The 21,711-nt window shown below is 36.5% G+C and carries 18 protein-coding genes, 1 tRNA gene and 3 pseudogenes; 17 read left to right on the forward strand and 5 right to left on the reverse strand.

Annotated elements, in window-relative coordinates; translation table 11 throughout:
* Nucleotides 1–234 precede the first annotated feature (234 nt).
* Complete coding sequence (gene gltX / locus KX581_RS02115) at nucleotides 235–1,626, forward strand: glutamate--tRNA ligase (RefSeq protein ID WP_120871802.1); 1,392 nt, start codon at nucleotides 235–237, stop codon at nucleotides 1,624–1,626.
* Nucleotides 1,627–1,674: 48 nt separating this feature from the next.
* On the opposite strand, the pseudogene KX581_RS08395 reads toward gltX, so the two are convergent.
* The 4 genes and pseudogenes from KX581_RS08395 to modA form a co-directional block, all read right to left on the reverse strand.
* A pseudogene (locus tag KX581_RS08395) lies at nucleotides 1,675–1,767 on the reverse strand (metalloprotease); the annotation flags it as partial.
* 29 nt (nucleotides 1,768–1,796) lie between these two features.
* Complete coding sequence (locus KX581_RS02120) at nucleotides 1,797–2,594, reverse strand: ATP-binding cassette domain-containing protein (RefSeq protein ID WP_231175461.1); 798 nt, start codon at nucleotides 2,592–2,594, stop codon at nucleotides 1,797–1,799.
* Complete coding sequence (gene modB / locus KX581_RS02125; protein ID WP_231175462.1) at nucleotides 2,591–3,265, reverse strand: molybdate ABC transporter permease subunit; 675 nt, start codon at nucleotides 3,263–3,265, stop codon at nucleotides 2,591–2,593. The genes KX581_RS02120 and modB overlap by 4 nt, the downstream gene beginning before the upstream one ends.
* Nucleotides 3,266–3,286: 21 nt before the next feature.
* Nucleotides 3,287–4,027 (reverse strand): molybdate ABC transporter substrate-binding protein, encoded by a 741-nt coding sequence (gene modA / locus KX581_RS02130; RefSeq protein WP_231175463.1) that lies wholly within the window; start codon nucleotides 4,025–4,027, stop codon nucleotides 3,287–3,289.
* Nucleotides 4,028–4,069: 42 nt separating this feature from the next.
* On the opposite strand from modA, the pseudogene KX581_RS02135 reads away from it, so the two are divergent.
* From KX581_RS02135 to KX581_RS08315, 11 genes and pseudogenes are all read left to right on the forward strand, one after another.
* Nucleotides 4,070–4,203, forward strand: a pseudogene (locus KX581_RS02135) (orotate phosphoribosyltransferase).
* Between the two features lie 43 nt (nucleotides 4,204–4,246).
* Nucleotides 4,247–4,807, forward strand: coding sequence for an outer membrane beta-barrel protein (locus KX581_RS02140; protein WP_000595776.1), 561 nt, complete (start codon nucleotides 4,247–4,249; stop codon nucleotides 4,805–4,807).
* Nucleotides 4,791–4,976, forward strand: a complete 186-nt coding sequence (locus KX581_RS02145; protein WP_231175464.1) for a hypothetical protein — start codon at nucleotides 4,791–4,793, stop codon at nucleotides 4,974–4,976. The genes KX581_RS02140 and KX581_RS02145 overlap by 17 nt, the downstream gene beginning before the upstream one ends.
* 152 nt (nucleotides 4,977–5,128) lie before the next feature.
* Entirely contained in the window at nucleotides 5,129–6,379 is a 1,251-nt protein-coding gene (locus tag KX581_RS02150) for a cation:proton antiporter (RefSeq protein ID WP_231175465.1), read from the forward strand.
* A 98-nt stretch (nucleotides 6,380–6,477) separates the two neighbouring features.
* Nucleotides 6,478–8,214 carry a M3 family oligoendopeptidase gene (locus KX581_RS02155; protein WP_231175466.1) on the forward strand — a complete coding sequence of 579 codons (1,737 nt, stop codon included), beginning with the start codon at nucleotides 6,478–6,480 and terminating at the stop codon, nucleotides 8,212–8,214.
* The gene (locus KX581_RS02160; RefSeq protein WP_108300290.1) at nucleotides 8,199–8,687 is read left to right on the forward strand and encodes a hypothetical protein; all 489 of its coding nucleotides are present in this window, start codon (nucleotides 8,199–8,201) and stop codon (nucleotides 8,685–8,687) included. Before KX581_RS02155 ends, KX581_RS02160 begins: the two co-directional genes overlap by 16 nt.
* A gap of 11 nt (nucleotides 8,688–8,698) precedes the next feature.
* The gene (locus KX581_RS02165; protein ID WP_231175467.1) at nucleotides 8,699–10,186 is read left to right on the forward strand and encodes a DUF5644 domain-containing protein; all 1,488 of its coding nucleotides are present in this window, start codon (nucleotides 8,699–8,701) and stop codon (nucleotides 10,184–10,186) included.
* A 1-nt stretch (nucleotide 10,187) separates the two neighbouring features.
* Entirely contained in the window at nucleotides 10,188–10,502 is a 315-nt protein-coding gene (locus tag KX581_RS02170; RefSeq protein WP_001861281.1) for a hypothetical protein, read from the forward strand.
* Between the two features lie 9 nt (nucleotides 10,503–10,511).
* A complete protein-coding gene (locus KX581_RS02175; RefSeq protein ID WP_180605107.1) occupies nucleotides 10,512–11,279 on the forward strand; it encodes a TerB family tellurite resistance protein in 768 nt (255 codons plus the stop codon).
* 25 nt (nucleotides 11,280–11,304) lie between these two features.
* On the forward strand, nucleotides 11,305–13,200 hold the full coding sequence (locus KX581_RS02180; protein ID WP_231175468.1) for a motility associated factor glycosyltransferase family protein: 1,896 nt from the start codon (nucleotides 11,305–11,307) through the stop codon (nucleotides 13,198–13,200).
* Between the two features lie 47 nt (nucleotides 13,201–13,247).
* A pseudogene (locus KX581_RS08315) lies at nucleotides 13,248–13,936 on the forward strand (type I restriction endonuclease).
* Here the strand turns inward: KX581_RS08315 and KX581_RS08320 are convergent.
* Nucleotides 13,920–14,051 (reverse strand): hypothetical protein, encoded by a 132-nt coding sequence (locus KX581_RS08320; RefSeq protein WP_276145998.1) that lies wholly within the window; start codon nucleotides 14,049–14,051, stop codon nucleotides 13,920–13,922. The pseudogene KX581_RS08315 and the gene KX581_RS08320 sit on opposite strands and share 17 nt — an antisense overlap.
* 55 nt (nucleotides 14,052–14,106) lie before the next feature.
* Here KX581_RS08320 and KX581_RS02185 point away from each other — a divergent pair, with 55 nt between their 5' ends.
* The 5 genes from KX581_RS02185 to KX581_RS02205 all read left to right on the forward strand — a co-directional run bounded on the left by KX581_RS02185 (nucleotide 14,107) and on the right by KX581_RS02205 (nucleotide 21,701).
* A complete protein-coding gene (locus KX581_RS02185; protein WP_331273815.1) occupies nucleotides 14,107–16,368 on the forward strand; it encodes a DEAD/DEAH box helicase family protein in 2,262 nt (753 codons plus the stop codon).
* On the forward strand, nucleotides 16,358–17,989 hold the full coding sequence (locus KX581_RS02190) for an N-6 DNA methylase (protein ID WP_231175469.1): 1,632 nt from the start codon (nucleotides 16,358–16,360) through the stop codon (nucleotides 17,987–17,989). The genes KX581_RS02185 and KX581_RS02190 overlap by 11 nt, the downstream gene beginning before the upstream one ends.
* Entirely contained in the window at nucleotides 17,982–19,241 is a 1,260-nt protein-coding gene (locus KX581_RS02195) for a restriction endonuclease subunit S (protein WP_180398472.1), read from the forward strand. The genes KX581_RS02190 and KX581_RS02195 overlap by 8 nt, the downstream gene beginning before the upstream one ends.
* Before the next feature lie 261 nt (nucleotides 19,242–19,502).
* Nucleotides 19,503–19,580, forward strand: a tRNA-Pro gene (locus KX581_RS02200).
* Between the two features lie 93 nt (nucleotides 19,581–19,673).
* Nucleotides 19,674–21,701 (forward strand): RNA degradosome polyphosphate kinase, encoded by a 2,028-nt coding sequence (locus KX581_RS02205; RefSeq protein ID WP_231175470.1) that lies wholly within the window; start codon nucleotides 19,674–19,676, stop codon nucleotides 21,699–21,701.
* Nucleotides 21,702–21,711 lie beyond the last annotated feature (10 nt).

Below are 21,711 nucleotides of genomic sequence, written 5' to 3' on the forward strand. Positions count from 1 at the left end.
ACTAATGGAATATTCAAACCCCACGCTCGCATACGCCCCATTTTCTTCAGCGATACAAAAAGATAAAAGTAAAAGTAAAAAGAATGATGAATGTAATAAGGCTTTTGGAAATTGCATGGGTGATCCTAATCAAAAATAATCTCAATCATACACTAATTTTAATAGAAAAAAGTGAAACCATTTTTAAGCCATTTTTGAATACAATAAGAGTATTTTATTTTTAAGGTTAGAATAATGAGTTTGATCGTTACGCGCTTCGCTCCATCGCCCACTGGCTATCTCCACATAGGAGGCTTAAGGACAGCCATTTTCAACTATCTTTTTGCACGAGCCAATCAAGGAAAGTTTTTTTTACGCATTGAAGACACGGATTTGAGCCGTAACTCTATAGAAGCGGCTAACGCCATTATAGAAGCTTTCAAATGGGTAGGGCTAGAATACGATGGCGAAATCCTCTACCAATCCAAACGCTTTGAGATTTATAAAGAATACATTCAAAAACTCTTAGACGAAGACAAAGCCTATTATTGCTACATGAGCAAAGATGAGTTGGACGCTTTGAGAGAAGAGCAAAAAGCTAGGAAAGAAACCCCACGCTATGACAATCGTTATCGTGATTTTAAAGGCACGCCCCCTAAAGGCATAGAGCCTGTGGTAAGGATTAAAGTCCCCCAAAATGAGATCATTAGTTTTAATGACGGGGTTAAAGGCGAAGTGAGAGTGAACACTAACGAAATAGACGATTTTATTATCGCCAGGAGCGATGGGACGCCCACTTATAACTTTGTGGTTATTATTGATGACGCTTTAATGGGGATTACTGATGTGATTAGAGGCGATGATCACCTTTCTAACACCCCTAAACAAATCGTTCTCTATAAGGCTTTGAATTTTAAAATCCCTAATTTTTTCCATGTGCCGATGATTTTGAACGAAGAAGGGCAAAAATTAAGCAAACGCCATGGGGCCACTAATGTGATGGACTATCAAGAAAGGGGCTATCTTAAGGAAGCTTTAGTGAATTTTTTAGCGCGTTTGGGGTGGAGCTATCAAGATAAAGAGATTTTTAGCATGCAAGAATTATTGGAATGTTTTGACCCTAAAGATTTAAATTCTTCGCCCAGTTGCTTCAGCTGGCACAAGCTTAATTGGCTCAACGCTCACTATTTAAAAAACCAAAGCACACAAGAATTATTAAAGCTTTTAAAGCCTTTTAGTTTTAGCGATCTCTCGCATTTAAACCCCGCTCAATTGGATCGCTTGTTGGACGCCCTCAAAGAAAGATCTCAAACTTTAAAAGAATTAGCCCTTAAAATAGATGAGGTTTTAATCGCCCCTATAGAGTATGAAGAAAAGGTTTTGAAAAAACTCAATCAAGCGCTCGTTATGCCCTTGTTAGAAAAGTTTAAATTGGAATTAAATACAACCAATTTCAACGATGAAAGCGCGCTAGAAAACACCATGCACCAAATCATTGAAGAAGAAAAGATTAAAGCGGGTAGTTTCATGCAGCCTTTAAGATTAGCCCTTTTGGGCAAGGGGGGCGGGATAGGCCTTAAAGAAGCACTTTTTATTTTAGGCAAAGCAGAGAGCGTCAAAAGAATAGAAGAGTTTTTGAAAAACTAAAAGATTGGCTCTGTTTTCATTGGATATTAATAAAAGAGTTTGATTTTAGCGGTTGTTATGAGAGCGACTCCCTAAAACTTTAGCGTTATTCCTAACACTAAAATGGGTGCATAAAGTTTGCATTTTTTGAAAAATAAGAGGGTTTTAAGAGGAAAATGAAAAAAATATTTCTAAAATTTTTTGCCTTGATTGAAATCAAGCTTAAAAGTTGGGTTCAAGCAGTTTTTTGGCAAACTGATCGTTTGAGGAATGACCTCATAATGGCAATAATTTTCATCTTCAAAGAGAGGTTTTACCCATAGGCGGTTTGAAAAAAGCCGATTTTCTTGATTAGGATCAATAACGCCATTGTTTAAAAAGAGAAAAGTTTGCGCGAGTTTGGTGATTTCATTGGGATTATGGCTTACCAATAACACGCTTAAATTTTCACGTTTGATAAAATCAAGCAAACCTTGTTGCACTTCGTTTTTTAAGGCGTTATCTAGGGCGTTTAAAGGCTCATCTAAAAGCAATAAATTCTTGGCTGCGATCAAAGCTCTTGCTAAAGCGACTCGTTGGGCTTGTCCGCCAGAGAGTTGAAGAATTTTTTGCTGGCTTAAATTTTCTAAACGCATTAAGCGTAACACTTCGTGGATTTTATTTGTATCTTTAGGTTGAGCAAAGGCGATGTTTTGATACACATTTAAATGCGGAAATAGGGCGTAATCTTGAAACACAAAGCCGATTTTTCGTTGTTGCGGTTTTAAAAAAATCTTTTTTTGAGTGTCTAGCCATACTGAATGATTGACTTCAATATAGCCGCTATTCACCGCTTCAAGCCCTGCTAAAATGCGTAAAATCGTGCTTTTACCCGCTCCCGATTCTCCTAATAAAGCGACAACTTCCGCTTCTTTAATTTCTAAGTCTATATTCAAATCAAACGCGCCCCTAGATCCTAAAAGGCGTTTTTTAAACCGCGCTTTTATCATAAAAACGAGCTTTGTTTTTTATTCAAAAATAGGGTAACAAATAAGAGGCTAAAACTGATAAGCGTGAGCGTTAAGGCGTATTGGTGGGCTTTAGGGAAATTGAGCGCTTCAGTTTCGTTAAAAATCGCAATACTGGCCACTCTTGTTTCCCCTAATATATCACCCCCAAGCATCATCACCACGCCAAATTCACCTATAGTGTGCGTAAAAGTTGTGATGATAGCCATCAATAAACTGGGTTTGATGTTAGGGAGTAGGACAAAAAAAAGGGTGTAATATTCCCCTTTACCCAAGCTATAACTGGCTTCTTTTAAAGAAGCGGGCAAGGAAATTAGCGCGCTTTTAATGGGGCTTACCATAAAGGGTAAGGAAAAAATCACACTCCCTAAAATAAGCCCTTGAAAACTAAAAACAAGTTTCACATTTAACGCATCTTGTAAAAACGCTCCTAAAAAAGAAGAAGGCGAAAAGATTAAAAGGAGATAAAACCCTAGCACGCTTGGGGGTAAAACTAAAGGCATATACACAAGCGTTTCTGTTAAGCTCGTTAAAAGATTGCGTTTAAGGCTTAAAAAATAGCCCAAAAAAATCCCTATAGGGAGTAAAATAAGGGTGGTAATCAAGGCTAAAGAAAAGCTCAAACGCATGGTAATCAAAAACTCATGATCCATTATTCGCCTTTTTTATGCGTTTTAATCCACAATATAGCCGTATTCTTTAAAGACAGCTCTAGCTTTAGGGCTGAATAAAAAATCTTTAAAAACTTTGGCTAAAGGGTTGTTAGCCCCATTTTTAGTGATGATCAAAGCTTGTTCAATAGGGTTATAAAGGGCTTTATCAATGATGAAATAAGAGAGGTTTTTATCTTTTTTATCCATCAAAGATAACGCTCCAAAGCCTATTTGAGCGTTTTTAGTAGCGACAAATTGATGGGCTTGAGAAACAGAAGCGCCATAAATGATTTTAGGTTTAAGACTGGAAGCGAGTTTTAAATTCTCTAAGACTTCCATACTGGCTTTTCCATAAGGGGCTAGTTTAGGATTAGCCATAGCGATATATTTAATTTTAGGGTCTTTAAGAATTTCTAAAGAATCCATTTTTAGATTTTCGCTCCACAAAACCAACACGCCTTTAGCATAGACTTCTTCTTTAAAAGGGGTTATTTTTTCATCATAAAGCTTTTTAGGTCTAATCATATCCGCTGAAATGAATAAATCAAAAGGGGCGTTTTGAGTGATTTGAGCGTAGAGTTTGCCTGAAGAATTAAAACTAATACTAATAGCGTCTTTTGGGTGTTCTTTTTGAAATTCTTTAACAAGGGCTTTTAAAGCACGTGTGAGATTAGCAGCAGCAGCGATTTTTAAATCCTGTGCCAAAAGAGCACTTGAAAAAAATACGATTAAAAAGGCAAACGCTTTGAAAGTATTTTTCATAGAACTCCCTTTGATTAAATTGAAGTTGGTGATTATACCTATTTGTATCTTAAAAATTTGTATTTTAAAAATTTGAGGTGGTTTTGTAGGTGTATCCCACTTATCCATGATTTAATCAATATTTTCACTCTAAAACCCTCATCTTTGATAAAAAATTAAACCTTTTAGAAAAATAACCGATTTTAGGGTGTAACTTTAATTCAACAAGAAGGATTTATTATGATTAAAAGAATTGCTTGTATTTTAAGCTTGAGTGCGAGTTTAGCACTGGCTGGCGAAGTGAATGGGTTTTTTATGGGTGCGGGTTATCAGCAAGGTCGTTATGGCCCTTATAACAGCAATTACTCTGATTGGCGCCATGGCAATGATCTTTATGGTTTGAATTTCAAATTAGGTTTTGTAGGCTTTGCCAATAAATGGTTTGGGGCTAGGGTGTATGGCTTTTTAGATTGGTTTAACACTTCGGGGACTGAACACACCAAAACCAATTTGCTCACCTATGGTGGCGGTGGCGATTTGATTGTCAATCTCATTCCTTTGGATAAATTCGCTCTAGGTCTCATTGGTGGCGTTCAATTAGCCGGAAACACTTGGATGTTCCCTTATGATGTCAATCAAACGAGATTCCAGTTCTTATGGAATTTAGGCGGAAGAATGCGCGTTGGGGATCGCAGCGCGTTTGAAGCGGGCGTGAAATTCCCTATGGTTAATCAGGGCAGCAAAGATGTAGGGCTTATCCGCTACTATTCTTGGTATGTGGATTATGTCTTCACTTTCTAATTTATTCTTTCGTTCGCTCTTCTTCATCAAATCAAACCCTAGCCAACTCTTAAAAGGTTGGGGTTCAAAAATCTTTTTCATAAATAGAAAGTTTGCCTTAGTGCAGTATAATCCTAGCGTTTTAATTTTTATTTTACTCAATAGAAGAGCGTTTGGTGTTTGCGTTTGAATATGGGTTTAGTAAGATTTAAATAATCAATTACTTATATATATTTGATAGATATTATTTTATTCAATAGTGTTATTTAATGGCTCAATTTAATAGGATAGTTTCGCTTTTATTTCTTTAAAACAAATTGATTCTACTGGGGAAGGGTTTTTATGGAAAACAGCACACTTTATATTGTTATTGCTGGCTTATGGCTTGCGGTAGGCTTTGGAATCTTTTTAAAGAAATTAGACATGCCGGTTATCATTGGCTACATTTGCACAGGAACGGTCTTAGCGGCTTTTTTTAAAATCAATGATTTTAATTTGTTGTCTGATATTGGTGAATTTGGTATCGTCTTTTTAATGTTTATGATAGGCATTGAGTTTAATTTTGACAAGCTCAAATCCATCAAACAAGAAGTGCTGGTTTTTGGGCTTTTACAAGTCATTTTGTGCGCTTTAATCGCTTTTTTAGTGGGGTATTTTATTTTGGGTCTTTCACCCATTTTTTCCCTTGTTTTAGGCATGGGGCTTTCGCTCTCTTCAACCGCTATTGTGCTGAAATTCTTTGAAGATTCCAAACAGCTTAGCACGCCCATGGGAAAGAGCGCGGTGGGGATTTTGATTTTCCAAGATATTGCAGCCATTCCCATGCTTTTAATTCTCACTATTCTAGGCAGCAAAGATTCTAATGTCAATTTACTCATTCTTAAAACCCTTGTTTCAGCAGGGATTATTTTAGTTCTTTTATTATTGCCTGGAAAAAAAGGGGCTAATCTCATCTTAGAGCAAGCAAAAGACACGCGCTTGCCTGAAATTTTTATAGGCACGATTTTAGTGATTGTTTGCAGCGCAGCAGGGTTGAGCCATTTTTTTGGGTTTTCTATGTCTTTGGGGGCGTTCATTGTGGGCATGGCGATTTCTAAATCGCGCTATAAAATCAATGTTCAAGAAGAATTCGCGCAATTAAAAAACCTCTTCTTAGCCCTTTTTTTCATTACGATAGGGATGCAAATTAATGTGAGTTTCTTTATGGAGAAGTTCTTTGTTGTCATCTTCTTACTCATTTTAGTGATGGGTTTTAAGACTGCTATCATTTATGCGCTTTTGCGTTTTTTTAGAGACGCTAAAACTGCCATAAAAACCGCTCTTTCTTTGGCGCAAATCGGGGAGTTTTCTTTTGTTATCTTTTTAAATTCAGGCTCGCACCAGCTCTTTAATTTGCAAGAAAAAAAAGGGATTCTTGGTTTTTTGCACCAAAAAAATATCTTAAGTATCGCTCAAAATGACATCCACCAATTCCTTATCCTTATGGTGGTTTTTTCTATGTTAGCAACCCCTTTTATTTTAAAATACCTAGAATCTATCGCTCAATTTATTTTGCACCAAAAGAGCCAAGAAAACGAGCCAGCTAAAAAATAATTGCACAAAAAACCAAATGATAAGTTTGCTTGTATTGTCAGTGTTATGTTAGAATACAAGCATATTTTAACTCCAAATTGATATAAAAAGGGGATTTTATGAAAGAGCAAGAATGGGATTTAAGCGCTTTATTTGAAAATAAAGAAAGCACAGAAGAATTTTTAAAAATCTTACAAACAGAAGTGCAAGAATTTGAGAGCGCTTATCAAAACAACCTTAAGAATTTAGACGCTGCAAAATTTGCCGACGCTCTTAAACATTACGAAAATTTGTCAGAAAAAATCTCTAGAGCGATGACTTACGCTCAATTGCTTTTTGCTAAGAACACTAAAGAAGCGAAGTTTTATTCGCAGTGCGAAATGGTTTGCGCGAATATCCAACAACACCTTTTGTTTTTTGAAATTGAATTCAAGAATTTAGACGCCAAAAAACAACTCGCTTTCATTAAAAAATGCAAAGACCATGCTTTTTATTTGAACAATCTCATAGAAAAGAAAAAGCACACCCTAAATTTAGATGAAGAAAAGATCGCTCTAGCCCTTTCACCTGTGGGAGTGGGCGCGTTTAGCCGTCTTTTTGATGAGCATTTTTCTTCTTTGAAAATCCCTTTTGAAGAGCAAAACTTAAGCGAAGAAGAAATTTTAGCCCTCTTGCACAACCCCAAACGCAAGATCCGCAAAAAATCCCAAAAAGCTTTCAGCAAAGCGTTAGAAAAATCCCGCCCTTTACTCACTTACATTTTAAACATGGTGCGTAAAGATTTGCTCATTGAAACTAGGCTAAGAAAATACGATAAAAAAGAGAGTTTCCGCCACATTGACAACCAGATCTCTCAAGAGAGTGTGGATAGCATGATAGAGATTGTGAACGCTAATTTTTCTTTAGTGCATCGTTACTACCATCAAAAAGCGCAAATTTTAGGGCATAAGCTCAAAGATTACGACCGCTACGCTCCTTTAAACGATGAAAACACCACCATGACTTACTCTCAAGCTTTAGAAGAAGTGCTTAACACCCTTAAAGCCTTTAGCCCTGAATTCCATAAAATCGCTTCTAAAGCGATTAAAGAAGGCTGGGTGGATTCACACCCTAAAGACTTTAAGCAAGGTGGGGCTTTTAGCCATGGTGCAACGCCTAGCGTTCACCCTTATGTGTTATTAAACTACACAGGAAATCGCCGAGACGCTTTCACTATCGCTCATGAATTTGGGCATATGATCCACCAAGAATTGTCCAAAAAACAGGGCGTATTGAACATGGATACGCCCCTAACCACCGCAGAAACCGCTTCTGTCTTTTCTGAAATGCTGTTTTTTGAGCATTTAAAAAAGGGTTTAAAACAAGATGAACTCCTTTTCATGCTAGCAGGCAAGTTAGAAGATATTTTTTCTACCCTTTTTAGGCAAGTGGTGATGACTAATTTTGAAAGAAGAATCCATGAAATGGATGAAGAATTAGACACCAAAGATTTTGATCAAATCTGGTTTGAAGAAAACCAAAGAATGTTTGAAAAGAGCGTGAAACTCACTAAAAACTACCATTTGTGGTGGAGCTATATCCCCCATTTTATCCATTCGCCTTTTTATTGCTACGCTTATAGTTACGGGCAGCTTTTGACTTTAGCGCTTTATGGGCTTTATAAAAAAAGCGACGCTAAAGAATTTGTTAAAACTTACACGGAATTTTTGAGCTTAGGAGGGTCAAAAAGCCCTAAAGAATTAGTGTCCATGTTTGGCTTTGATATTGATAGCAAAGAATTTTGGGAAATTGGCATGCAAGAGGTGTGCCATTTGTTAGAAGAATTTGAAAGGTTGCTCGCATGCAAAGAGAATTAAGGCTTTTAAATAACAAACATTGCGTTGAATACTTGCAATTTCTGTCCAAAAACCATTTGAGTTTTAACCTTTTGTGTGAAAGAGATGCGATTGATTTTTCCCCCAAGCTCCCTAAAGAAATCCATGAAAAATTCGGCGCGTTAGTGCTGTTTGTTTTAGCCGGATACACCTTAGAAAGCTTGATGATTGACACACAAAGCGTGCAGTTTGAAGCCGGGTTTGGCCCTAACAATATTGGCAGTGTGGTTCAAGTAAAACTTCCTGGCATCATTCAAATCCTTATCAAAGAAAAAAATGAAAATGCCGTTTTATTCAATCGTTGCGATTCGCTTGAAGTGTTCCATAAAGAAGAACCACCCCTTCAAGAGCCAAAAAAAGACGAACGAGAGTCTAAAGAATGGCTGGATTCTAAAGAGGCCCTTTTTTCCAATTCCAAAAACCGCGCGATTTTAGAAAATTTACACAAAAGCTAAAGGAATCATTGATGAGCGTTTTGAAATTGCATGTAAAGGTCTTTCGTTTTGAAACCAACAAAGATTACAACCCTGCTTATGAATCTTATTTTTTAGAATACCAAGAAGATCAATACCTTTTAGATCTTTTAAAACAACTCAAAGGCGTGAGCTATAGTGAAAATATCGCGCTTAAAATCAATCAAATTGCGGTGTTTGAAGACGCTAAAGTGAGCGATTTGGTGGCGTTTTTTTCTAAAGAGTGGGTGCTAGATCCCCTATCCAAACGATACGCTTTAAAAGATTTGGTGGTTGATGAAAAGGCGGTTTTAAAAAACTATGAAGTTTTTTTCAAACAAGTCCCCTACATCACTAAAGGCGAAAAAGAAGAGTTAGAAAAGTTTATCCAAATCAATTTTATCAACCCCCAAACAAACCCTAAATATCTGGGCGATGGCTTTTTCTTGTATGTTAAATGGCTGATGAAACGCTACCCCACAGAGCGCAACCGGTTATTAGAGATGATTTCTCAGCCTGAAAGCGGCGTGATGAATTTTTTAAGCGTGGCGCATTACCTCTATAAAAACGATGACAACATTGACCATGAAATCTATGAGTTGCAAGAAATCCTAACCAATTCCAAAATCAAGCCATGGAAAGATTTTTCTAAAAACCTTTTAAGCCTTTTTCAATACCATTCTAACCCCCCTAAAACGCCTAACCCCCCTAAAACTTGCGCGCTCTTTAACGCTTATGCGAAGCATTTAGACGCGCAATCACTTCTCAAAAGCGCTAAGCTCTATTTAGAAAAAATGGGGCAAAAAATCATTGATCTGCCTTTTTGTTATGATGGGGGCTATTATGGGAAGATTATAAGCACGCATGATTTCCTTACCGCTTCTGCGTATAATCTGGCTCTAGCCAAAGCCAATGGCGTTTCGCTCATTTTTTGCGAAGAAGATTCGTATTTGAATATCTTGCATGCTAAAGAAGTTTTAGACAACAACCCTGAAATCATCAACTCCGTCAATGAAAAATTGAAAAAATACCAACTCGTTTATGAAAAAGATATTGAGATAGTCTATCTTAATGAGTGGGTTAATGAATTTTTGGCATGGGAATTGAAAAGCCCTTTTGACGCGTTTGTAGGGGCTGAATTTTCTCGCATCAAACCAAGCGATCATTTTTTCAATAAAATCCGTTTAAAAGCCCCCCATTTTTTAGAGTCTTTTCAAAATTACGCCCCCCTTTTAGAAGTCAATGAAGCAAGCGGCTTACTCCAGTGCGCGCATTTACGCTATTTAGGGATTGATTTGGGGGCGGATTTTTTAATCGCGCATTCTTTAGGGCTTTTTTACGCTTTTGAAAATTTAAGCTTAAAAGCTTCAAAAGTTTATAAAAGAGATAATGACAACACCCCCACTTTATTTTTACCTCAAATCGCACTAATGGCTATGGGGGAAAAAAACACGCAAGCTTTAGGGCTTGATACGCATTATCATAAGGTTACTTTCATTTAAAATGAACGCTTTTTTAAAACTCGCGCTCGCTTCTTTGATGGGGGGGCTTTGGTATGCTTTCAATGGCGAAGGCTCTGAAATTGTCGCTATAGGGATTTTTGTGTTGATTTTGTTTGTTTTTTTCATCCGCCCTGTGAGTTTCCAAGACCCAGAAAAACGAGAAGAATACATAGAACGGCTTAAAAAAAACCATGAGAGAAAAATGATCTTACAAGACAAGCAAAAAGAAGAGCAAATGCGCCTCTATCAAGCCAAAAAAGAGCGAGAGAGCAGGCAAAAACAAGACCTCAAAGAACAAATGAAAAAATACTCATAAAGGAAAATCATGGAAATCATTTTATTAATTGTTGCGGCGGTTGTGTTGTTTTATTTTTACAACACTCTCAAAGAATATTTGAAAAACCCCCTAAACCCTAAAACCAAAACCGAAGAATACGACTTGAAAAATGACCCCTATTTGTTAGCGCAATCTAGCCCCCTAGACAAATTCAAGCAAACCCAAACGGGTGCGTATATGCGTCTTTTAAAGTTTTTAGACATTCAAAAAAACGCTTTGGATAACGCCTTAAGAACGCTTTTTATCCATGAATTAGAGCAGCCCTTAAACAGCGAACAGCAAAATTTAGCCAAAGAGCTTCTCAATGAGCCTGTGGATAAAAAAGAAAATTTTGAATCCTTATGCCAAGAAATCGCCGACCACACGCATGGAGAATACACCAAACGCCTGAAATTAGTGGAATTTCTTATGTTATTGGCCTATGCTGATGGGATACTAGACAGCAAAGAAAAAGAATTGTTTTTAGATGTGGGGGCGTTTTTGCAGATAGACAATCAAGATTTTAACGAGCTTTATGACAATTTTGAACGCTTCAATGCAATAGAAATCCCTATGTCTTTAGAAGAAGCAAAAAGTCTTTTTGAAATCCAAACTAACACCACCAAGCAAGATTTAGAGAAAAAAGCCTTGGATTTAAGCGCCCCCTACTACCATAAAATGAATGACAACAAACGCTACAGCGAACAAGATTTTATCTCTTTGAAAAAAATCGCCCTCGCTTCCCAACTTTTAGAAAATGATTTAAAAGACTCATAAGGGGTGTGATGAAAAAGGCCATTACATGCCCTTTTTAAAAGCCCTAGAATCTTTTGATGCGCCCTTTTTAGAAAAAGAAATTTCAAAGCGTTTTAGGGATAATTTAATTTTTTTCAAATCCTATCACCTCAATCTGTTTAACGCTCTCAATACGCCTTTTAAAAATTACCAATTGCTTTTTGAAAAAAATCATTTCAATCTCTTACACACGCCCACAAACGCTTTAAGCTACCCTAAAAATCAAATGATAGAAATCGCTTTCAACATGGCTTCTAACCCCTTGAATAATCCCAGATGGTCATTAGACAATAACCACCTTTCTTTACATTATTTAAAAACTCAAAACAACCCCAAACTCCCCCTAACCCTTAAAGCCACGCATGCGATCTCAAACTTTTTAGATAATCATCAAACGCCTTGCTCTTTAAAGAAATTCCTACCCCCTACCATGATTTATGGCGTTTTAGACGGCTTGTTTTTGGCTATTTTACAGGCTCAAAATTACCGCTTCCATTCGCTTTATTTGTTTGAAGAAAATTTAGATTTGTTTAAAATCAGTTGTTATTTTGTGCGTTATGAAGATTTGATTATAAAAGGGGCTAAACTCTTTATTCAAGGGTTTTTTAACCCCAATGAATTGAAAATGGATTTTTTAAAACGCCCTGTTACGCATTCTTTTTTAAAGCTAGAAATCATGCCCTATAAAAGCGCTTTTAATTTGCGCATGCGAGAAAACATTCAAAGCTATTACAAACAAGCCTTAAGGGGTTGGGGGAGTTTTGAAGACGAATTGCTAGGGTTAAAGAACACGCTTAAAAACTTACCCCTATACCAAACCCTAAAAACCAAACCCAAAAAGATTAACGCCCCCATTTGCGTGGTGGGTAATGGGCCAAGCCTGGATTTGCTGTTAGATTTTTTAAAAGAAAATGAAGAAAATTGCATCATTTTTTCATGCGGAACCGCTTTAAAGCCTTTAAAAACGCATGGCGTTAAAGTGGATTTTCAAATAGAAGTGGAGCGCATAGACTATCTTAAGGAAGTTTTAGAAAAAGCCCCCCTAGAAGACACCCCCTTAATGGGGGCTAACATGCTCAATCCTAACGCTTTTAATTTAGCCAAAGAAGCGTTGATGTTTATGCGTGGGGGGAGTGCTTGCGCGTATATAAGCCCTTTAAGTATAGAATACGCAGCGCCTTTTGTGGGCAATGCCGGGGTGGCTTTAGCGGGTTTGATGAGTGATGAAATCTATTTGTGCGCTTTAGATTGCGCTTATATTAAAGGGTTTAAAAAGCACGCTAAAAATTCCTATTATGGAGATGAAAAAGAAATTGACACCTCATCTTTAATCAGCATAGAGGGCAATTTTAAAGGTTATGAAACTTTTAGCGACTCGCTTTTTTTGCTCTCTAAAGAAAGGATTGAAGAAGCCCTTCATTATTACCAGCCTAAAAAAGTCTATAATTTAAGCTATGGGGCGAAAATCAAGCATGCTGTTAGCCTCAATCACTCTCAAGTGAAATTGAAACAAATCAACAAACAAGACGCTATCGCTCGCATTAAAAGCATGTTTAGCCCTAGAGATAACCATGCTAAAGATTTAAACAATTTACAAAAAAATCTTATGAGTTTTAAAGAGGGTTTTTTCACGCATTTAAACACGCCTTGTAAAACCAAGCAAGAAATATTTGAATGGGTGGATAATTTGAGTGGGTTTTGCCAAACAATTAGCGCTAAAACCCCCACCATAGGCATTTTATTTGAAGGGAGTATCGCTCATATCTTACAAAGCGTTCTAATCGTTTCATTGCATCTTAAAGAAAATGAGCTTACAAATTTTATCAACCACTCTCAAAACACCTTAAAACAATTCTTTAAAAAAGCTTGTTTGTTATTGCAAATGCAACTCAAACAACCATGATTTTTATTTTTACATTATAATAACAACCTTAAATCAAAGGGGTGCTCATGCCACACAATGAAATCACAAGGGTTCAAGTCCCTGCCTTAATGCATTTAGCCAAGTTGGGCTATGATTTTATTCCCACTAATTCTAAGCCTAACCTAGACACGGCCACTAATATTTTAATAGATAGTTTCACTCAAGCGTTTGAGCGATTAAACCCCACTAAAAACGCAAAAGATTCGCTTACTGAAATGAAAAAACGCTTGAAATATGATGATTTAGGCAAAAGCTTTTATGAATACTTGCTCAAAAGCGAGCGTCAAATCATAGACTTTGATAACCCTAACAACAATCTTTATGAAATGATGGCTGAATTACCCTATAAATCCTTTAGGCCTGACATCACCCTTTTTATCAATGGCTTGCCTTTGGTGAATATAGAAGTTAAACAGCCTTTAGCCGGACAAGGCATTAAAGAAGAAAGAGATCGCCACATCAAACGCTATAAAAACCCCGAAAACAAAGTTTTTTATAACCTTGCACAAATTTGGCTCTTTAGCGATAACTTACCCTATGATGAAAACAACCCCGATCAAGGCGCGTTTTATAGTGCTTCATATTCGCCCATTTTCCAACGCTTTGTTGAAGCCAATAAGCTAGATATTACCCCCCCCCCCCCGAAAAAATCATCAAAATGATCAAAATCATCAAAACCACAAATCGCTTGAAGAAATTCAAAAAAGCGTTTTAAACGAGTTTAACCTTAAAGACACCGACTGCCCAAAAAGCCCTGACACCCCCACAAACGCCCTTTTAACTTCGTTTTGCTCTCCAAAAAGGCTTTGCTTTATCCTAAAATACGGCATCAGTTTCTTAAAAGAAAAATCAGAGTTTAAAAAACACATTTGGCGTTATGCGCAGATGTTTGCGAGCTTGAATGTTTTAAAAGAATTGCAAAAGCATTATGAAAATAACCCCAAAGATCCCCTAAAAGGCATCATTTGGCACACGCAAGGCAGCGGTAAAACCGCCTTAACCTATCATTTAACCAAACTCATAAAAGACTTTTTTAGCCCGCTAGGGAAAAAGACTAAATTTTATTTTATTGTGGATAGGTTGGATTTATTAGAGCAAGCCAAAAACGAGTTTTTAAAAAGAGGCCTTCAAGCACATGAGGCAGAAAATAAAGAGGATTTGAGCCAAAAATTAAAAAGCTCTAGCGTTTTTGAAGGCCCTCAAGGGAATGATGAAATCATCGTTGTGAATATCCAAAAATTCAAAGCCCCTAATAAAGACCCTTCTAGCGTTCCTAAAGAAATTATTTCTAAAACAGAATTACAAGAAGCGACAAAAGATAACCACGATTTACAAAGGGTGTTTATCATAGATGAAGCCCACAGGAGCTATGACCCTAAAGGTTGCTTTTACGCTAATTTGATAGAATGCGACAAGACAGCAATCAAAATCGCCCTCACAGGCACGCCCCTATTAGAAGACAACGCACAAGATAAAGCCACTAAAAACACTTTTGGCAACTACTTGCACACCTATTCTTATACAGAATCCATTAAAGACAGACACACCCTAAAACTCCAGTTAGAAATCATTGAAAAGAGTTACAAAGAAAAACTACAAGAAATCTATCGCCTTTTACAAGAAAGCATCACTATTGAAGACATAGAGGTTAAAAAAGAATTTATTTTTAATCATGAAAAATACATTAAAGCCATGCTCTATTATATCATCAGAGATTTATTGAATTTCAGGCGTGTAAATAATGATGAAAATTTAAAGGCTATGGTGGTTTGTTTTTCAAGCGCCCAAGCTAGGTTAGCTAATTTATTTTTTAATGAAGTCCAAGAAAAAGTCTTACAAGAAAACCCCAACCTAAGGATTTTAAAAAAACTCCAATCCAGCCTCATTTTGCATGACGAACAAGAAGTCAAAGAAAAGATCTATTCTTTCAAACATGAAGATACGGATATAGTTTTTGTATTTAACATGCTTTTAACCGGCTTTGATTTACCCAGTCTCAAACGCCTTTATATCCACAGAGAATTAAAAGATCACAATTTACTCCAAGCCCTAGCCAGAGTGAATCGCTCCTATAACAACATGTCTTTTGGCTATCTTATAGATTTCGTAGGGATTCAAGAAAATTTTGACAAAACGACTGATGATTATTTGAAAGAATTAAACCGATTCAATCAAAGCGATGCCAACAGCGATTCTAATATCAAAGACATTTTTGCGGATCGTGAGAATTTAGAAAAAGACATTAAAAACGCCTATAATGATCTTTTTGATTACCCCATTGATGATATAGAGGACATGACTAACGCTATTGTGAATATTAGCGAAATTAACGAGTTGCAAAAAGTTTCACACGCTATTAAAACGCTCAAAGAGCGCTACAATTTAATCCGCACTTCTAATGATGAAAAAATCCTTTCATTAAAAGAAAAAATTGATATTGAAAAGATCAATAAAATCTCTTCAACGCTCAGCCAAAAAGCCAAACAACTCTATGCGTTAAAAAATATCAATGAGCCTAAAAACCCAAACGATTTAATCATTTTAGAAGATCTCATCGCTCTTTTAGACTTTAAAATAGAGTTTAAAGAACGCAAAGAATTACACTTCAAAGAAAGCGAAGAAATTACCACCCAACAAAAGCAAGCTAAAGAAATTTTAGAAAAAATCCCGGATCAAAAAGATAAAGAAATCCAAAAGATTTATAAAGAATTTTCAAAACTGCTCCAAACGCCCGCAACAAGCCAGAATTTTGATGGGATTTCTCATTCTTATAGCGCGATCATTTCACAACTCAAACAACACAAAGAACAAACCACCCACTTATTAAAGAAATACGATAATGATTTATCTTATGCGATCACGCACAAACGCCTCCAAAAACGCTTCATGGAAGAAAACATTTCTGACCCAGTGGGAATTTTCACGCTTTTAAGCACCTTAAAAAAATCTATTGATGAGCGTATTTCTAAGCGTCAAGAAATCTTAAACGAAGAATACCACCTAAAAAATGCCATAAAACTAGAATTAAGGAACGCTTTCAAAGAAAACCCCTCCTTAAAAGATTTAGAAAAAGAAAAAGAATTTATCGTTCAAACCCTTTTTAACGAGCTGCAAAACCACCATCAAGGAAATTCACATGCCCAATAACGCTCTATTACAAATCAAACAAAACACCCTAAGCCTCATTGATGATTTAAAAGTCATTTGCGCAAGTTTTGGTTTAGGGAATGATGGCAACGAATACAAGATCATCACGCAATGCTTTTTGTATAAATTCTTATGCGATAAGTTTGAATTCCTTTTTGAACAAGAATTTCCTAACCAAACAATACAAGATTACAAAGACTTTAACGAAGAAGAAAAAGAATATTTTTTTATTACATTAATAGATAAAGGACTCCCCAAACTCGCCTATGATGATCTTTTAAGCTATCTTTTTGAAAAACATTTTAACGATAACGATTTACACCTAAAGCTAGATACTATTTTTAATCGTATTTCTAGCAATAATGCCGAGCTTTTCAACACCAAAAGCACGGATGAAACCAATATCGCTTTATTTGAAAGCGTCTCACAATACATTAATGAAGAGTCTAAAAGGGCTAATTTCACCAAAGCCTTACTGGACAAACTCAAAAATTTTGATTTCAAACAAGCTTTTTTAAACCTACAAAACCAGCAAGGCTATGATTTTTTCGCCCCCATTTTTGAATATTTGCTCAAAGATTACAATAACGCCGGCGGGGGCAAATACGCCGAATACTACACCCCTTTAAGCATCGCTAGCATCATTGCTAAGCTTTTAGTTAATGAGCCAACTAAAAATGTCAAAATCTATGACCCAAGCGCAGGCACAGGAACGCTTTTAATGGCGTTAGCCCACCAAATAGGAACGGATTCTTGCACCCTTTATGCCCAAGACATTTCGCAAAAATCCTTAAAAATGCTCAAACTCAACCTCATTTTAAACGACTTGACCCACTCTTTAAAATACGCCATTGAGGGAAACACTTTAACCAACCCCTACCATTCTAAAGAATGTAAAGGGAAAATGGATTACATCGTGAGTAACCCCCCTTTCAAGCTGGATTTTTCCAACGAGCATGCCGAAATTTCGCAAAACAAAAACGATTTTTTCTTAGGCGTGCCTAATATCCCTAAAAACGATAAAAGCAAAATGCCCATTTACACGCTCTTTTTCCAGCATTGCTTGAACATGCTTAATAATAAGGGTAAGGGGGCTATCGTCGTGCCAACCGGATTCATTAGTGCTAAAAGCGGGGTAGAAAATAAGATTGTCAGGCATTTAGTGGATGAAAAGCTCGTTTATGGTGTGATTTGCATGCCCAGTCAAGTTTTTGCCAACACCGGCACTAACGTGAGCATCATCTTTTTTAAAAAAACGCCAAGCGAAGATGAAGTGATTTTGATTGACGCTTCCAAACTCGGCGAAGAATACACCGAAAACAAAAACAAAAAAACGCGCTTAAGAGAAAGCGATATTGATTTGATTTTAGAAACTTTTCAAAATAAAACCCAAAAAGCGGATTTTTGCGCTCTGGTTTCTTTTGATGAAATCATAGAAAAAAATTATTCCCTAAACCCCGGGCAGTATTTCACCATAGAAGACACAAGCGAGAAAATAAGCCAAGCAGAATTTGAAAGCTTAATGCAACAATATTCAAGCGAACTGACAAGCCTTTTTGATGAAAGCCAGAGCTTGCAACAAGAAATTTTAGAAACTTTAGGAAATCTTAATTATGACTAAACTTTTAGATTTAAAAAATAATTCAGTAATTGCTATCAATCAAAACAACTACACTAAAAAAGACAATTACAAAAAAGTTTGTTATTTAGATACTGATAACATCACAAACAATAGAATAAATGCTTTTCTAAAAATTGATTTGACAAAAGAAAAATTGCCTTCAAGAGCTAAACGAAAATGCTCTATTAATAGCATTATTTATTCTAGCGTAAGACCCAACCAACGCCACTTTGGGATTATCAAAGAAATTCCAAAAAATTTTTTAGTTTCTACCGCTTTTATCGTAATAGATGTTATAGACTTAGAAAAATTAGACCCTAATTATTTGTATTATTATATTACGCAAGATAAAATCACTCATTACTTGCAACGCATTGCAGAATGTGGGACTTCTAGCTACCCCTCTATCACGCCCTTAGATTTTCTCAATATTAAAATCAAACTTTACCCACTAGAAACACAACAAAAAATCGCCCGCACGCTTTCTATCCTAGATCAAAAAATAGAGAACAACCATAAAATCAATGAGCTTTTACACAAAATCCTAGAACTTCTTTATGAGCAATACTTCGTTCGTTTTGATTTTTTAGATGAAAATAACAAACCCTATCAAACTAGCGGCGGAAAAATGGAATTTTCTAAAGAATTAAACCGCCTTATCCCCAACGATTTTGAAGTTAAAACGCTAGGGGAACTAGTGGATATTTTCAGCGGTTATTCTTTTCAATCAAATACATACAGCAACAACAAAAATGATTATATTTTAATCACAAATAAAAATGTTCAACATTCATTAGTTGATTTAAGTATTACAACTAATCTTTTATTTTTACCGAAAAAACTCCCTAAATATTGCCTATTAGAGCCAACAAATATTTTAATCACATTAACAGGACATATTGGACGCTGTGCCTTAGTGTTTTCAAAAAATTGTATTTTAAATCAGCGCGTCGGCGTAGTTTTACCAAAAGAAAAAGAGCTAAACCCCTTTTATTATTCTTTGATAAGAAATCCCCTATTCTCAGCCATACTAAAGAGAAACGCTATAGGCTCATCTCAACAAAATTTAAGCCCTATTGACACCTTAAAAATTCAAATCCCTTTCAACCATAAAATAATCAAGCAATACTCAAAAACATGCGAAAATATCATTAAATTACTTGTATCCAACATGCAATCAACCCAAACCCTAACCGCGCTCAGAGATTTTCTACTCCCCCTACTCCTAAAACAACAAGTCAAACCTGAATAAAAAACCTTATAGTAAAACTCATTTCCTTAAGGGGATAGGGTGGTATTTTGCGATAACACCCCCCCTTAACCCCCTTAAAATCCCCCTAACCCCCTAAGACCGCCTTAAGAAATTATCGCTTGATTAAAATCAAGCTCTTTACTATTTATTTTTAAAAAATGCTTTTAGCATTTTTTAGGTTTTTGTGTCTAACCTACAAAACAAAAACCAAAAATAAGCAATAACTAAGAAAACTTATATTAGAATATTCCTTTTTGATTGCGGAGTATGGCGCAGCCTGATTAGCGCGCACCCTTGGGGTGGGTGAGGTCGTGGGTTTGAATCCCGCTACTCCGACCATGACTTTTTAAAAAAGCTTCAATTATTATCATTTCATTATATAATCACACCAAACAAACTGATTTTTAAACATGATGATTTAAAGGATTTCTGTTGAATCGTTTCTTTAACCGAGAGCTTTCATGGTTAGCTTTTAACACAAGGGTTTTGAACGAAGCCAAAGATGAGAGCTTGCCTTTATTAGAGCGCTTGAAATTTTTAGCCATTTATGACACGAATTTAGACGAATTTTACATGATAAGAGTGGCAGGGCTTAAACAACTCTATGAGCATAAAATCGCCTCTAAAGGTATTGATGGCGCAAGCCCTGAAGAACAATTAGAAAAAATTAAGCATTATTTAGCGCATGAAATTGAAGAAAGGGAGTTGGAATTTCAAAAAATCCAAGCCCTACTCTTTAAAAAAGGGCTTTGTATCACCCCCTATAATGAATTGAATTTAGAGCAAAAAGCTAAGGCTAAAACCTATTTTAAAGAGCAACTTTACGCGTTAGTCTTGCCTTTTAAGTTGGATTCTTCGCACACTTTCCCGCCTTTAGCGAATTTGACTTTCGCACTTTTTGCCCGCATTAAAGACAAAGAAACCCAAACCACCTCCTATGCGCTCATCAAACTCCCCTCTTTTATCTTCCGTTTTGTAGAGCTAGAAAAAGGCTTGTTTGTGCTGGCTGAAGAAATCGTAGAAGCGCATTTAGAAGAATTGTTTTTAGAGCATGAGATTTTAGATTGCATGGCGTTTAGGGTAACTTGCGATGCAGATATTGCTATCACTGAAGATGAAGCGCATGATTATGCGGATTTGATGAGTAAGAGTTTGAGGAAACGCAATCAAGGCGAAATCGTGCGCTTGCAAACTCAAAAAGGGAGTCAAGAGCTTTTAAAAACCCTTTTAGCGTCTTTAAGGAGTTTTCAAACCCACTCTTACAAAAAGCACAAACTCACCGGCATGCATGCCTATAAAAGCATGATCATGCTCAATTTAGGGGATTTGTGGGAATTGGTCAATCATAGCGATTTTAAAGCGCTTAAATCGCCCAATTTCATGCCCAAAATCCACCCTCATTTCAACGAAAACGATCTCTTCAAATCCATAGAAAAGCAAGATCTGTTGCTGTTCCACCCGTATGAAAGTTTTGAGCCTGTAATTGATCTAATAGAGCAAGCCGCTAGCGATCCCGCCACCCTTTCTATCAAAATGACGCTTTATCGTGTGGGCAAGCATTCCCCCATTGTCAAAGCTTTAATTGAAGCAGCGAGCAAGATTCAAGTGAGCGTTTTAGTGGAATTAAAAGCGCGCTTTGATGAAGAAAGCAATCTGCATTGGGCAAAAGCTTTAGAAAGGGCGGGCGCGTTAGTCGTTCATGGCGTTTTCAAACTCAAAGTGCATGCTAAAATGCTAGTGATCACTAAAAAAACAGACAACCAATTACGCCATTTCACCCATTTAAGCACGGGCAATTACAACCCTTTGAGCGCTAAAATCTATACCGATGTGAGTTTTTTTAGCGCTAAAAATGAAATCGCTAACGACATTATCAAGCTTTTCCATTCCTTACTCACTAGCAGTGCGACTAATAGCGCATTAGAAACGCTTTTTATGGCGCCCAAACAGATCAAGCCTAAAATCATTGAACTCATTCAAAATGAAATGAATCACCAACAAGAAGGCTATATCATTTTAAAAGCCAACGCCCTAGTGGATAGAGAAATCATTGAATGGCTCTATCAAGCCTCTCAAAAAGGGGTTAAAATTGATCTCATTATTAGAGGGATTTGCTGTTTAAAGCCCCAAGTCAAGGGATTGAGCGAAAATATCAGGGTGTATTCTATTGTGGGGAAATATTTAGAACATGCACGCATTTATTATTTTAAACATGAGAATATCTATTTTTCTAGCGCGGATTTAATGCCCAGAAATTTAGAAAGGCGCGTGGAATTGCTTGTCCCGGCCACAAACCCAAAGATCGCTAATAAATTGTTGCATATTTTAGAAATCCAATTGAAAGACACTCTAAAACGCTACGAGTTAAATTCTAAAGGCCGTTACGCAAAAGTTTCAAACCCTAACGATCCTTTAAATTCGCAGGATTATTTTGAAAAACAAGCCCTTAAAACCTTTTAAGGGTTATCGT

Origin of the sequence: Helicobacter pylori (assembly GCF_021062735.1) — a bacterium.
In the GTDB taxonomy this organism is placed as follows: domain Bacteria; phylum Campylobacterota; class Campylobacteria; order Campylobacterales; family Helicobacteraceae; genus Helicobacter; species Helicobacter pylori_DN.

What these genes read in the sequence shown, in the direction of transcription:
- gltX (WP_120871802.1), top strand. Translation starts at nt 235, where the DNA reads ATGAGTTTGATCGTTACGCGCTTCGCTCCATCGCCCACTGGCTATCTC.
- KX581_RS02120 (WP_231175461.1), bottom strand. Translation starts at nt 2,594, where the DNA reads ATGATAAAAGCGCGGTTTAAAAAACGCCTTTTAGGATCTAGGGGCGCG.
- modB (WP_231175462.1), bottom strand. Translation starts at nt 3,265, where the DNA reads ATGGATCATGAGTTTTTGATTACCATGCGTTTGAGCTTTTCTTTAGCC.
- modA (WP_231175463.1), bottom strand. Translation starts at nt 4,027, where the DNA reads ATGAAAAATACTTTCAAAGCGTTTGCCTTTTTAATCGTATTTTTTTCA.
- KX581_RS02140 (WP_000595776.1), top strand. Translation starts at nt 4,247, where the DNA reads ATGATTAAAAGAATTGCTTGTATTTTAAGCTTGAGTGCGAGTTTAGCA.
- KX581_RS02145 (WP_231175464.1), top strand. Translation starts at nt 4,791, where the DNA reads ATGTCTTCACTTTCTAATTTATTCTTTCGTTCGCTCTTCTTCATCAAA.
- KX581_RS02150 (WP_231175465.1), top strand. Translation starts at nt 5,129, where the DNA reads ATGGAAAACAGCACACTTTATATTGTTATTGCTGGCTTATGGCTTGCG.
- KX581_RS02155 (WP_231175466.1), top strand. Translation starts at nt 6,478, where the DNA reads ATGAAAGAGCAAGAATGGGATTTAAGCGCTTTATTTGAAAATAAAGAA.
- KX581_RS02160 (WP_108300290.1), top strand. Translation starts at nt 8,199, where the DNA reads ATGCAAAGAGAATTAAGGCTTTTAAATAACAAACATTGCGTTGAATAC.
- KX581_RS02165 (WP_231175467.1), top strand. Translation starts at nt 8,699, where the DNA reads ATGAGCGTTTTGAAATTGCATGTAAAGGTCTTTCGTTTTGAAACCAAC.
- KX581_RS02170 (WP_001861281.1), top strand. Translation starts at nt 10,188, where the DNA reads ATGAACGCTTTTTTAAAACTCGCGCTCGCTTCTTTGATGGGGGGGCTT.
- KX581_RS02175 (WP_180605107.1), top strand. Translation starts at nt 10,512, where the DNA reads ATGGAAATCATTTTATTAATTGTTGCGGCGGTTGTGTTGTTTTATTTT.
- KX581_RS02180 (WP_231175468.1), top strand. Translation starts at nt 11,305, where the DNA reads ATGCCCTTTTTAAAAGCCCTAGAATCTTTTGATGCGCCCTTTTTAGAA.
- KX581_RS08320 (WP_276145998.1), bottom strand. Translation starts at nt 14,051, where the DNA reads ATGCCGTATTTTAGGATAAAGCAAAGCCTTTTTGGAGAGCAAAACGAA.
- KX581_RS02185 (WP_331273815.1), top strand. Translation starts at nt 14,107, where the DNA reads ATGTTTGCGAGCTTGAATGTTTTAAAAGAATTGCAAAAGCATTATGAA.
- KX581_RS02190 (WP_231175469.1), top strand. Translation starts at nt 16,358, where the DNA reads ATGCCCAATAACGCTCTATTACAAATCAAACAAAACACCCTAAGCCTC.
- KX581_RS02195 (WP_180398472.1), top strand. Translation starts at nt 17,982, where the DNA reads ATGACTAAACTTTTAGATTTAAAAAATAATTCAGTAATTGCTATCAAT.